Consider the following 12,751-nt stretch of genomic DNA (forward strand, 5'->3'; position numbering starts at 1 on the left):
ACATCAGTGGGGCTCAAGGACCAGATCCTGCCCGGCGAGGACGACGCGCCACTGGAGCCGCTGCCCGGCCCCCTCCTCGATGACCTCTGCGCGGGCCGGACCGGTATGGAGGCCGTCATGCGGGCTGCCGGATAAGTCGTCCTGGGGCTGTGTGTGCCCCCCGGCCAGGCGCTGCAGGCGTGCGATCTTGAGGCCGAGGTGCAGGACGAGGCGGTCATCGCCCTCGCTGAGATCGGTCTCGGTGAGGCTCTCGATCCGGCGAAGGCGGTGATACAGGGTGGTCCGGTGGACGAAGAGGTCCTCAGCGGTGGCCTGGCTGTCGCCGGCGTGGTCGAGGTAGCACTCAAGTGTGCGCGCCAGCACCTCCTGTTGCGGATCATTGATGAGTTCCGCCAGCCCGGCGTGCAGCGCGTCGACCTCGATGCCGTCCAGCCCCAGCTCGACCAGCCTCGCGTAGAGCCCGAGCTGGTCCCAGAACACGACACCCCGGTGATCCGGGCGGACCGTGGCCAGGCTCGCCGCCGTGACGGCCTGGCGATACGAGCGGGCGACGGCGTCGACGCCCCTGACCGCACCGCCCACCCCCACCACGGCGGTGCCCCCCGTCTCCAGCGACGGCAGTGCCGCCTGGAGGTTGTCGCGCCATCGGGCGGCGAGCTCGCCGGCCCCGGAGGGAGGTGTGTCGACTGCGTCCAAGGTGACCACGACGATCGCCTGGCCGGGGCGCACCAGATGGAGCATGTGGTGACCGCTGCGACGCAGCGGTGTGCGCTGCAGCGCCTCCTCGGCCATCACCTGCACACGCTCGGCATCCGCGGCGCGCTTCGTCCCGGGCAGCGGCGCCACCAGCGCCACGGCGGCCTGACCGGCCGGGAACAGCTCCAGCCGGGCGAGCTGGCCGGCAGCCGCGGCCTGGCCGCCGGCATCGGCGAACAACAGGTCGCTGCACAACTCGCGGATACGCTGGGCGCTGCTGTTGCTGGACGCAAGCCGTTGGTAGAGCACGATCCCCGCCTCGGCCGCGACCTCGTCCAGCCACTCGCGGGCCCGCTTCGACAGCTCGTCGCCGCGGTCGGTCAGCCAGAGAAACCCCAGCAGGTGACCCTGGCACCGGATCGGCGTGCAGACGCGCTGGTAGAGCCCGATGCGGTCGTTGGCGGGCACGACGAACGTCGAGGTGGCGCTGTAGAGCCCATGGGAAGCGAAGTGCTCGATGACGTCCGGGCTGAACTGCCTCTTCATGATCGAGAGCAGCCGGACCTGATCCATCTCCTCCGGAGTCTGCTCGGTGTAGACCAGCAGCCTCAGCTGATGGTCATCGATACCGACAGCGCGGCCGAACTCCTCACTCGTCGTGTCCGCCAGGCGCTGCAGCCGGGCAAGGGGGCCGTCCGACTCGACGTGGTCGAGCCCACCCGGCAGGCGTGCCTCGGCTGACATCACACCCCCAGTACGATCATGTACGGACTTCCGCACAATGATGCAAGCCGCCCGCGGATCCGTCCAGCACATGCGTTGCCCAAGCCGACACCCCAGGAGAGTGTCAAGCCGGCTGAGCAACAGGGCGAGGGCCCCGGCGCACCTGTCAGTTGCTGAGGTGGCGTGCGTGTCGCGGCAGTACACCGGTACCGCGGGCAAGGTCACCGATTGCCAGGTCGGGTGTCGCTGCTGTTCCTGCCCGAGACCTGGGCGGCCGGGTCCGCCAAGGCCGGTCCGGACAAGGCCGCCCGCCGCACCGCGTGCCAGCTCCCCGACGATGTCGGGCGTGTGGAGAAGTGGCAGCTCGCACTCGACATGCTCGATGAGACCCGCTCCTGGGGCATCGAGGTGCCCCTGGCCGTCGCGGACGCCGGACACGGGGATGCCGCCGCCTTCCGGCTCGGCCTGCAAGCCCGCGGCCTCCACCACATGGTCGGGATCTCCACCACACTCGCGGCCCAGCCCGCCGGGGCAGTACCGGTGGCACCGCCCTACAGCGGGACGGGACGGCCGCCGGTGCCCACGTTCCCGGACGAACCGCGACCGGTGAAGGAGCTGGCTATCGCGGCGGGCCGGAAAGCGGCCAGGCCGCGCGGTGGCGGGAGGGATCCCGTCCCGGCAAGAGCGAGAACGGCCGCACACGGAGGTACTCCCGGTTCACCGCCCTGCGCGTCAACCCCGCCGGGCGCGAGATCGTCAAGGCCACCGAAGGCGCTGACCTTCCCGACTGACCTGCTACAAGAAGCTCGCGAAACGGGACCGGCCCGCGCCGGAGCTCCGCCCGGAACGGGCCGGGGACGCGGAGGATGAACGGTGTTGACCTGAACCGGACATGAAGTTGCAGGATGGCGGCGACGTGCGGCCGGAACCGGCTGCGCACGCGTTGTGCGATGTTCATGGTGTTGACGAGAGGACGCGGTGTGAAGGCAGCGGCTATCAACTCCGTCGGCGGTCCCGAAGTGGTGGAACTGCTCGACGTCGAGACTCCGCAGGCGGGCCCCGGCCAGGTCCGGCTGCGGATCAGGGCGGCCGGGATTCAGCCCTTCGACTGCGCGATCCGGCGCGGCCTGACGATCCCCGGCGTGCCCGCGGGATTCCCGCGGACGATCGGTAACGAATTCGCCGGTGTGGTCGACCAGGTGGGCCCGGGCGCCGCCGGGTTCCCGGTCGGCACCGAAGCCCTCGGATGGGCGCTGCTGTCCGGTCACGCCGAGTATGTGGCCGTTCCCACCGACCAGTTGGTGCGGAAGCCCGCGTCGATGCCGTGGGACCAGGCCGGGGTCCTCTCGGCGTCCGGCCAGACCGCGCACACCGCCGTCGAGCAGCTCAAGGTCGGCGTGGGTGACACCGTTCTGATCCACGCGGCGGCCGGTGGCGTGGGCACGGTGGCCGTACAGGTCGCCAAGGCGCTCGGTGGCACCGTGATCGGGACCGCCGCGCCGCGCAACCACGAATACCTCCGCTCCCTCGGGGCGGTCCCGGTCGCATACGGCGAGGGCCTGGCCGAGCGGGTGCAGGCCTTGGCACCGGACGGGGTCACCGCGGCGCTCGACGCGATCGGTGGCGCCGCGCTCGATGTCTCGCTGGAACTGGTCCAGGACAGGCAGCGCATCGGAACCGTCGCGGACTTCGACCGGGCCGGCGAGTACGGGATCCAGGCGATCAGCACCCAGCGCTCCACGGCGCGGCTGAGCGCACTCACCGGCCTGTACGAGGAGGGGAGGCTGCGCATCGTGGTCTCCCGCACCTACCCGCTGGCACAGGCGGCCGAGGCGCACCGGGAGATGGAAGGCGGTCACGTGCGCGGCAAGATCGCCCTTCTGGTCGACTGAACCGGCGGGAACGACTGTGCTACCGGACCGCCGCTCGATCGAGAGCCTCTTGAGGCCCTTTCGACTTGAGGCACTTTCGAGCGGCGGCAGCGACCGTAGGACGGGTACGGACCGCGCCGCCGCGCTCCCGGCTACGCAGGATGTGCGCCCATGCCCGAACAGCGGGTCGCCGTCGTGACCGGATCGACCTCCGGCATCGGGGCCGCAACAGCAGCACGGCCGAGCGCCGAGGGGACGCACTGGAGCGGGATTCGAAGGCCGCTCGACACCGGTTCGCAGCCGGCTCGGAGCCGCCGCCCCGGAATCCGCTCCGTCTTGACATCAACCGCACTTGAGGTTGAAGCATGGCGAGCGCGCTCCACGACGAAGAGAGAAGGCGGTTCCGCGTGCTCACGGTTCACATCTGGTCCGACCTCGTCTGCCCCTGGTGTTACCTGGGAAGGCTCCGCTGGGAGAAGGCTCTGGAGCGCTTTCTCCACGCTGGCGAAGTGACCGTGCAGTGGCGCGCCTTCGAGCTGCGCCCGGATCATCGCCGTACCCAGGGCGACCTGCTCGCGGACCTCATGGTCACGAACTACGGCATGCCGAAGCCCGACATCGACGCGGTGTTCGACAGGATCCGCAGGCTCGGGGCCGGTGAAGGCGTCGTCCTGCGCCCGGAGGGGGTGCGCCCCGTCAACTCGTTCGACGCGCACCGGCTGTCCCGGCTGGCACGGACGGAGGGGGCCGGCGACGCCATGGACGACCGGCTCTTCCGGGCCTACCACACCGAGCTGCTCAACATCGCCGACAGGGACGTGCTGCGGGAACTGGCCGCCGAGGTGGGGCTGGCGGACGACGACGTGGTCTCCCTGCTGGGCGGCGACCGCTTCGCCGACGAGATCCGCGCGCAGGAGGCGGGAGCCCGTCACGCGGGGGTGACCTCGGTGCCGTCCTTCGTCGTCGACGGGCGGCAGGTCATCCACGGGGCCGTGGACTCGGACGCCATGCTCGCGATGCTTGTCGAGGAGTGGGAGAAGAGGCGGCCGGTCGCCGGCCGCTCCACGGCCCCGGTGACGTGACCGGCGTACGACGCCCCGTCCGTACACCCCCCGCACGCCGACTCGCCAGGACGAGATCCAGAGAGGGCTTCCATGAACGCCGCGAACGCCGCCGCGCCTCCTCGCGCGACCACACGGGAATGGCTGGGGCTCGCGGTGCTCGCGCTGCCCACCGTTGTCATCGCCCTCAGCATGACCGTACTGATCCTCGCGGTACCGAGCCTGAGCGCGGACCTGAAACCCGACGGTACGCAACTGCTGTGGATCATCGACATCTACGGGTTCCTCATTGCCGGCCTGCTGATCACCATGGGCACGATCGGTGACCGGATCGGCCGGCGCAAGCTCCTCGTCATCGGAGGGGCGGCCTTCGGCGCCGCTTCCCTCCTCGCGGCGCTGTCGACCAGCGTCGAGATGCTGATCACGGCGCGCGCGCTGATGGGGGTCGCGGGCGCGACCCTGATGCCGTCCACCATGTCGCTGATCCGCACGATGTTCGTGGACGCCCGGCAGCGCACCGTCGCCATCAGCGTCTGGATCTCCAGCTTCACTGCCGGAACGGCGCTCGGACCCGTGATCGGCGGTCTGATGCTGGAGCACTTCTGGTGGGGGTCGGTGTTCCTGCTGGCCGTTCCCGTGGCTCTTCTGCTGGTCGTCGTGGGTCCGGTCCTGCTGCCGGAGTACCGCACCGCCGATCCAGGACGCCTGGACCTCGTGAGCGTGCTGACCCTGCTGGTGTCCACGCTGTCGGTCGTCTACGGGCTCAAGCAGTTCGCGGTGGCGGGAATCAGAGTCCCCGCGGTGCTCGTCTTCCTGGCGGGCGCGGTCCTCGGCGTCTACTTCGTCCTGCGGCAGCGCGGGCTTGCCACGCCCCTGCTCGACCTGCGGCTCTTCGGCGACCGCTCCTTCAGCACCTCGCTCGGCACTTTGACGCTGGTCGTCTTCGCGATGACGGGAACGAACTTCTTCGTGGCGCAGTATCTCCAGGCCGTGGTCGGGCTGTCGCCGTTCGAGGCCGGCCTGGTCGTAGTGCCCAACGCCCTGGCGAACATTCTCAGCACCATGCTGACCCCGCTGCTCGCGACGCGGCTGCGCCCGGCGTACCTGATGGCCGGCGGCCTGGTACTGGCGGCCACGGGTCTGGGGATTCTCACCCAGGTCGGCCCCGACTCCGGGTTCGCCGTCATCATGGTCGGCGGTGTCGTGATGTCCCTCGGCTTCGGTCCGACGCTCTCGCTGGGCAACGACATGATCATCGGCTCGGCGCCGCCGGCGAGGGCGGGCGCCGCCTCGGCGATCTCTGAGACCGGCACGGACCTGGGCGCCGCGCTCGGCATTGCGATCATGGGGAGCATCGGCACGGCGGTCTACCGCGACGAGATCGACGACCGCCTGCCCGCCGGTGTCCCGGACACGGTGGCCGAAGCCGCGCGGGACACGCCCGGAGCGGCGGTGGCCGCCGCAGGCAGACTCTCCGGCCGCCTCGGCGAGGACCTGCGTGACGCGGCGGCCGAGGCATTCACCCTGAGCCTGCGCACCGCCGCCGGTATCAGCGCGACCCTCGTACTGATTCTCGCCGTAGCCGCGTCACTCCTCCTGCGCAAGGTGAGACCGGGGGAAGACCAGCCGAAAGAAAAGAACGAAAAGCCTCTGGCAGCGGCAGACACCACCTGACACCCACCCAGCCAAGCTGCCAGAGCCGCCACAACCGTCGGGTCTGTCAAAGGAGCGTGTAGCTAGGATTGTTGAGGGTTACTGGCGGGCTGCGGAGAGGCGGCCGTCGAAGGTGATACCGAAGGCGTTCAGGGCGGTCTTGCAGCGCATGGTCCAGCGGGCCTGGCCCTTGCCGGCCGGGTCCAGCGACATGATCGCCGTGTAGAGGCACTTCACGGCGGCCTGCTCGTTCGGGAAGTGCCCGCGAGCCTTGACTGCCCGCCGAGGTTGGGGCGTTCACCGATTCGATGGCGTTCGTCGTGCAGACGACGCGGCGGATCTCGGTGTCGAACTGGGGGAAGGGAGTGAACTCCTCCCAGGCGTTCTCCCAGAGCCGGACGGTCGCCGGATACTTCGTGCCCCACGCGTCGGCGAACCCCGCGAACCGCTCGAGCGCGGCTTTTTCGGTTGCCGCGGTGTAGAGGGGCTTGAGAAGTTCGGCGATCTTTGACAAATCCACGAAGGATCACTGCATGAGTGATGCGTTGAGCTGCTGATCTAGTGATCGTTGCAGGATCCCGAGCCGTCCTGGCGGATCGATCTGAGCTGGGGTTTCCGTGGAGGTCCAAGAGCCAAAGAGCCCTCTGAAGTGCGAGGTCAGTGATCGTTCCGGAATCCAGTGATCGTCGAAGGATTCGCTATTGCCGGGTGGATCAGGCGGAGCGAGTCTGTGCTGGTCAGGGGGGTGGTGGTGTGGGGGAGTGAGGTGGGCCGAGAGCGCGGCTGCGGGCATGGTCGTAGGTGACAAGATGGTTGGCTGGCCTCGTGCAAGGTGCCCGTCATACCGTTTCCCGGCGGGTGTCAGTGCCCGCTCCTGGGCTGTGGACATGACGTCAGCGAGGCCCGAGCGCCCGGTCGGTGAACTCCTGGGCGATCTCGCCCGGTTGCATCTGGGCGCCTGGGCGGCCGGCGACGCGGCGGGCCTGGACCGACGGCATCCTGCCCGACCTGGGATCCCGGTACGGGGCCTACGAGTTCTGTACGAGTGTGGGCTTCGCTGCCTGACCGCACGAGCTCCCGCGCACAACAGGGTGCTGTCTTTCGCCGTCTCCACGGCATGGCAGAGGGCCGACCTGGAGCAGGTCGGCCCTCACGGTTGGGACGGGTGCTGTCACGCACGCCGGTGCCCGAAGGTTCTGGCCCGTTTGGTAGGGAGGAGTCCGCAGCCGCCGGGGAGTTGGAACCTGTCATGGAGCGTCGCATCCCTGCCTACGGGGGTGCAAGCTCGCCGTGCCGAAGCTGGGTCGCAGGTGCATCAACTGTACGGGGTTCCGTACACCGCGCCAGAATATTGCAGGTCAGCGGGGCTGATCCGCGTGGATTGCTTACGGAGCCAGCTAACAGGACTGCTAAGGGGCCCGTGGACGCATCAACTGCTGGGGTCCCTGCAAGGCGGTAGGGCACCATGCACTTAGACCCCTTGGACGTGTCACCGTCCAGGTGTGGTGAGGAGTCCGCAGCCGCCGGCGGCAGCACCCACGAGTGCAGCCGCCTGATCAACAACAGGGAGTCCGCATGAGCCGCAAACGCCATGCCGCGGGGGGTCGTACGCCCGCCCCGCACCGTCTCACCGGAACCGAGACCGCCGTCATCATCGTCATCGTCCTGACCAGCGTCGCACTCGCGTGGGGCGGCATGGATCCGGGCACCGTCCTCCGACTGCTCGCCGGTGCCGGTCTGATCGCGGTGGGGGCCGTGGTGACACTGCGCTTCGGCCGCCGGGTCCCGCTGCCCCTGCCGAAGGTTTGAGGGGGCGTCATGGGACGTCCTGAGAAGCCGATCGCCACGCTCAACCTGGGTCTCCTGGCTCTCGCCGGGTGGCTGCGAGAGATCCGTACCAACGCCCAGCTCACGTATGTCGAGCTCGCGGCGAGGACCGGCAACGCGTACTCGGCCACCACGCTGCAGCGCGCTGCGAGCGGCAAGCGCGTCCCGCGCCTGTCGGTGGCGGAGGCGTATGCCGTGGCCTGCGGCCAACCGTTGGAGCAGGCCCGTCGCCGCTGGCGCCACGCGCGCGCCGTGGAGCACAGCGCTGCGCTTGCGCTCGGCAGCGCGCCCCGACCCCGACTGGTCGAGAACGCGGCGGAACTACGTGCCGCTCTGCGCGAGATGTACCACCGGGCCGGTGCGATGCCACTGCGCGAGATGGAACGCCGGGCGGGCCTGGGGCGTCTGCCGCGTAGCACGATGCGCCGCGTGCTCGACGGCACCACGATGCTCAGCAAGGACCAGATGCTGGCCTTCCTCACGGTCTGTGACGTGCCCGAGCGTGAGCACCAGGACTGGGTGGACGCTCTGTCCCGGGTGTGGGACAAGAGGCACTCCTGGTACGACAACGAACTCTTCAAGAACCTGCACAAGCCCAACGAGTGGAACCACCGGATCGAACGCAAGCCCCCGTCAGACCGGGACCGTTCGACGAGCAACGCGGACGCGCAGCGTTCGCAGATCGCTCGCGGCCGCCCTGCCAACAAGAACGGAAGGCGGCTGAAGCTCGGTGTCGCGACTACCGGGTAAGAGCGATTGAGCACGCCAGTGGGCGGCCTCGACCTAGAGGCCCCCGCAGGCGACGCCGAACGCGACCGTCAGCGGCGGTCGGTGGGTGGGTGCGGCCGAGTCCGCTGATGCCCGGTGCGTGTTCCAGGACGTGGCCCTGGCACGCCCCCTACATGAGGACGTACTGGGCAGTCGACGGCGTGCCCGGCTCGGCCGCCTGAGCCCGTGGGCCGCGCGCGGTACAGCGAGCGGCCCGGGTTTGCTGAAACGCTCGCGCGCTGCGCCGGGGGCATCGCACCGCGACACCGCGTTCTGCACGAGGGAGTCCAGTCCAGATCGCCATCATCGGCCTCCGCGAGGCCGGGGGCTGAGGACCGCGGGGTGCACGTAACCGCCGGTGCCGCCCCACGTCGGCCAACGTAGGTAACGGCCGCTCAGGCCGGGAGCTGTGGCCTGGTGTCGGGTCTGGCGGGCGGCGAGGGTGCGCTATTTTCGTACCGCATGGAAGACACCTCCCTACTGCGTCAGGCCGTCCTCGCCTGGCTTGAACAGGCACGGGACCTGCCCTCGATACCCCAGGCAATCACCGATGTAGCACTGTCGACGCAGCCGGAGTTCGATGCCGTGATCAACGCCGTGGCGGGCGCCGCGCCGAAATCCGAACACCGCGACCTGTACGGCAAGGCCGATGACGACTGGGCGCCTCGATGGTCCACGCTCCTGAGCGGATCAGGGCTGGGGGATGCAACCCGTCTGGTTGCCCAGGGGGCGACGGTGCCGGTGGAAGAGGTTGCGGACAGCTTCGTCGCCTTCTGCACGGCGCCCGCGCCAGCAGTGGAGGACTGGCTGTTGCTGACTGGCGACCTCCCCGAGGGGACACGGATCCCGCTGGGCCGGTACACCCTGCAGACCTTCACCGCCGACGAGCTGAGGCAGTTGGGCCCGATGCCCGCCCTTTACGGCCTTCAGCCGGGCGGGCTCGACCTCCGTCTCCTGGCTGGTGCGCCGTTCGTCCACGCCCCCGATCCGGACCGTGCGTCGGACCGCAGTGGCGCGCCCTGGTTCGATTTCACCGGCCCGCGGCCGGAGGCCCGGCACTGGAGGGCGCTGCTGCCGCTGATCCTGTGGAGTCCCGAACTCCTGTATGTCGACGCGGTGTTCGACGTTGAGTGCGGCCGCGAGTTCGGGCTGCACCCAAACCACGTGCCCACCACCCTCCAGATCTACGAGGACCATGACGGCAGGCAGGAGGAAGTCGAGGTCCGCGAGATTGGCAGCTTCGACGTCACCCCGGCGCAACTCCCGCGCCTGCAAGCCTTCTGCGCCGCCGTGACCGCAATGATCGACGCCGTCATGGACGGCGCCACCAGCAGCCGAAGGCTGCCCAGGAGGCGCGCCCTGCGCTTGGAGCGCGCGGCCCGGCACCTGCTGCAGGCCCACCAGCGCACTCACAGCGACTACGGCGTGTGGGAGCAGGAGGCTGACGAGCTGCACCTAGACTACGTCATCACGCTGGAAGCCCTGATGGCTAGCCCCGAGGACAAGCACGAGGGCGTCAGCGAAAGGATCCGGTCCCGTGCAGCCGCCCTGTTTCTTACCCCGTCCCTGCGCCAGCAGGTCGAGACAATTGTGCAGGAGGCGTATAGCGCGCGCTCCAAGTACGTGCACGGGGACGTCCTCAAGGACCAGGAGGAGAGCGAGAAACTGGCCGCCCTGCGTGACCTCAGGCTGATCGTGCGGCAGGTTGTTCTGCGCTGGCTCGTCCTCACCCCCTGCGACACTGAAGACCTCGCACCCCTCCTCGACGCTGCTGCTGCCGGCACCGGCCGCGAACGCGCCATCGACGAACCCCTGCGTGCCTTCTTCCGCGCAACGCCGCCGCAGGACCGCCTCGGGCTCTGAGCCGGACCACAGTGCCGGTCGTGAGCAGTGCGACGCGGCCCGCTGTTCCTCGGCAGGCGACTGGCAGCAGTGCGAGGGCAGTCGCCGGCGGGTGGTCCGCGTGCTGGGGCCGTACTCGGTCCTCCTCGCTGGCGGGGGCCAGGCCGGGATGTGACTGGCACCGGCACCGGGGGAGTCAGGTGGTGCTGAATTCCGCTACCGCCGCCGTGGCTCGCTGGTCTGCCTCTGCTTGCAGGGTCTCCCAGTCGGCGGCTGCCTGGCGTGTTCCCGCCGCGAGGACCGCGGCGCGTACGGCGGTGCGGACATCGCCGGGACCTACCCGCAGCCCGGCTCCCCTAAGGCCCTGGATTTCCGACAGCGCCTGCGCGGCGGCCTGGTCGAGGTCGGGGGTTGCCCCGGCAGACGTGCCGGCAGCGTCCCGGCACAGCACGATGACGTCTATGCGGTTGGGCTCCGCCGCTGCGGTCTTGGAGAGACTGGTCGCCACTTCGGCGATCACGGCGCGGGTGGTGGTAACGGTGAAGCCGGCGTCGGACAGCGACCGCATCAGAGCGCACCAGCCCGTGGTCTGCGACTGGTGGAAGCTGAATAGGAGGCGGCCGCCGGGCTTGAGGACGCGTCGGCACTCGCGCCAGACGCGGGCTGCGGTGGCTTGGAATCCATCAGGGGCGGCGTTCTGTACTTCTTGGACGGCCCGGGTGCTGGGCATGTCCGGGTAGCCCTGGTAGGGGCGCATGGCGCTGAGCCAGGCGTGGAAGAAGTCGGCCAGTTCCGAGTAGTGGACGTTGTCGACGTAGGGGGGGTCGGTGACGATGAGGTCCACGCTGTCGTCGGGGAGGTCCGTGCGCGAGGCGTCGCCGGTAGTGGTGTAGGCCGTTGTGGGATTCCGCACGAACTGGTGCCACGTCGTGCTCAGGGGGCGGGCGACGGGCAGCGAGGACTGGTCGACGGCGAGGATCCGGTCGGCCTCGGCCTTGAAGTCCAGCGGGGTGCTCTTGTACTGGGCCGCTTTGTGCAGCCGGGTGAGCACCCCGGAGAACCCAGCCGATCCCCCCTGGGCGCCCCAGGGGTCTCCTTCGACGCTGCACCTCTCCGGTCGCAGTACGTGGTTGTGGAAGACCGAGCGGACCGGGCCGGTACCCTCCCCCTTGTAGGAGCAGAACAGGTTGTGGTGTTCGACGGTTCTGCCGAACGATGCGATGAGCGCCTCGCGTTCCGCGGAAGCCCCGGGCAGATCGCGCAGCGCCGCGCCGATCAGTCCGAGGCTGTAACGCTGGCGCTCGTTGAAGAACCGCTCCCAGGAGTCGTACCCCCAGCGCAGCGCCTGGATGGTGCTGACGCCTTCCTCCAGCGCGCCGAGCGGGCGGACGAGCTCATCGGGCGATGTGTCGGCGAGGGACTTCGCCGCCTTGTCGTACAGGCAGAGGTCGAAGTCGTCGATCGCCCGGTACTCACGCTGGCCGTCGGCGCGCAGCACCAGCTTCGCGTACATGCGCCGCTCCGGGACGGCGCCGTTCAGCGCAGCAATGACAGGGGTGCGGTGCCCGTGACGACATGTCATGAACCTTCCGCGGGCGGCCCCTTGGAGCGGGAAGGTCATGCCGCAGGCGGGGCAGTGCCCCCTCTCGTCCTTGCTCAAGTCGGTGACGCAGATGCCTCGGCAGCCCGGGCATACGGCCTGGGCGCGGGGGAATCGGCGCGGGTACGCATGGCGGGCGAAGACCCGGGTGGTGAAGAGCTCCACGTCCTCGCCGCACTCCGGGCAGTACGCGAGGGCCACCCAGAAGTAGTGCAGGACCGGCTCGTTGGAGACGGTGCGGTGCAGTTCCTGGACGGGACGGGCGCACTTCCTGACGACCTGCCCGAAGAGGTCCGCGAGCACCTCTAGATCCCATGGCTGCAGCGCCTGCCGCTGGGTGAGCGTCGCGACGGGATTGATGTCGCGACCGACAACGGCGGCCCCGAGTTTGGCCGCCTCGACAAGGGTGGTGCCCGATCCGGCGAATGGATCATAGACGACGAGCCCCCGCAGCCTGGCCGCGGCGTCCGCAACAGAGTCGTCCGGCCCGGACACCGCAGCCAACAGTAAGTGGCGTGCGACGCTGCCCAGGCGCCTCGCCCACCACTTGTGCACGTAGGTCGCGGGCCGGTGCACCTCCTTGCGCCACGACTCGTGCTCGGCGATCCGGCTCCACTCCACTGGCGCCGGCCCGGCCTCGAGAAGTGACACCGGGGGAAGGCCCGCCCCTGGCTTCTCGTTCATGTGTACGCCCCCGGTGGTCCGAACCC

Annotated in this window: 8 protein-coding genes and 2 pseudogenes; 7 read left to right on the forward strand and 3 right to left on the reverse strand. The window is 69.5% G+C overall.

Going from position 1 to position 12,751, the window contains the following annotated elements; all coding sequences use genetic code 11:
* Nucleotides 1-3: 3 nt before the first annotated feature.
* Entirely contained in the window at nucleotides 4-1,440 is a 1,437-nt protein-coding gene (locus H299_RS35595) for a helix-turn-helix domain-containing protein (RefSeq protein WP_078512939.1), read from the reverse strand.
* 160 nt (nucleotides 1,441-1,600) lie between these two features.
* On the opposite strand from H299_RS35595, the pseudogene H299_RS38540 reads away from it, so the two are divergent.
* The 4 genes and pseudogenes from H299_RS38540 to H299_RS0122275 form a co-directional block, all read left to right on the forward strand.
* A pseudogene (locus H299_RS38540) lies at nucleotides 1,601-2,207 on the forward strand (transposase); the annotation flags it as partial.
* A 192-nt stretch (nucleotides 2,208-2,399) separates the two neighbouring features.
* Nucleotides 2,400-3,311 carry an NADP-dependent oxidoreductase gene (locus H299_RS0122265; RefSeq protein WP_027750206.1) on the forward strand — a complete coding sequence of 304 codons (912 nt, stop codon included), beginning with the start codon at nucleotides 2,400-2,402 and terminating at the stop codon, nucleotides 3,309-3,311.
* A 344-nt stretch (nucleotides 3,312-3,655) separates the two neighbouring features.
* Complete coding sequence (locus H299_RS35600) at nucleotides 3,656-4,372, forward strand: DsbA family oxidoreductase (protein ID WP_078512940.1); 717 nt, start codon at nucleotides 3,656-3,658, stop codon at nucleotides 4,370-4,372.
* A gap of 72 nt (nucleotides 4,373-4,444) precedes the next feature.
* Nucleotides 4,445-6,025, forward strand: coding sequence for an MFS transporter (locus tag H299_RS0122275; RefSeq protein WP_027750207.1), 1,581 nt, complete (start codon nucleotides 4,445-4,447; stop codon nucleotides 6,023-6,025).
* Nucleotides 6,026-6,103: 78 nt separating this feature from the next.
* On the opposite strand, the pseudogene H299_RS38545 reads toward H299_RS0122275, so the two are convergent.
* A pseudogene (locus tag H299_RS38545) lies at nucleotides 6,104-6,497 on the reverse strand (transposase); the annotation flags it as partial.
* 1,082 nt (nucleotides 6,498-7,579) lie between these two features.
* Between H299_RS38545 and H299_RS0122295 the strand changes: the two are divergent.
* The 3 genes from H299_RS0122295 (at nucleotide 7,580) to H299_RS0122305 (ending at nucleotide 10,462) form a co-directional block, all read left to right on the forward strand.
* Nucleotides 7,580-7,813, forward strand: coding sequence for a hypothetical protein (locus H299_RS0122295; RefSeq protein WP_027750209.1), 234 nt, complete (start codon nucleotides 7,580-7,582; stop codon nucleotides 7,811-7,813).
* A gap of 9 nt (nucleotides 7,814-7,822) precedes the next feature.
* Nucleotides 7,823-8,581 (forward strand): helix-turn-helix domain-containing protein, encoded by a 759-nt coding sequence (locus H299_RS0122300; RefSeq protein WP_027750210.1) that lies wholly within the window; start codon nucleotides 7,823-7,825, stop codon nucleotides 8,579-8,581.
* A 480-nt stretch (nucleotides 8,582-9,061) separates the two neighbouring features.
* Entirely contained in the window at nucleotides 9,062-10,462 is a 1,401-nt protein-coding gene (locus H299_RS0122305; protein ID WP_158692372.1) for a HEPN domain-containing protein, read from the forward strand.
* Nucleotides 10,463-10,637: 175 nt separating this feature from the next.
* Here the strand turns inward: H299_RS0122305 and H299_RS35605 are convergent, their stop codons facing one another.
* A complete protein-coding gene (locus H299_RS35605) occupies nucleotides 10,638-12,725 on the reverse strand; it encodes a DNA methyltransferase (RefSeq protein WP_078512941.1) in 2,088 nt (695 codons plus the stop codon).
* Between the last annotated feature and the right edge of the window lie 26 nt (nucleotides 12,726-12,751).

Source organism: Streptomyces sp. CNH287, from assembly GCF_000424825.1.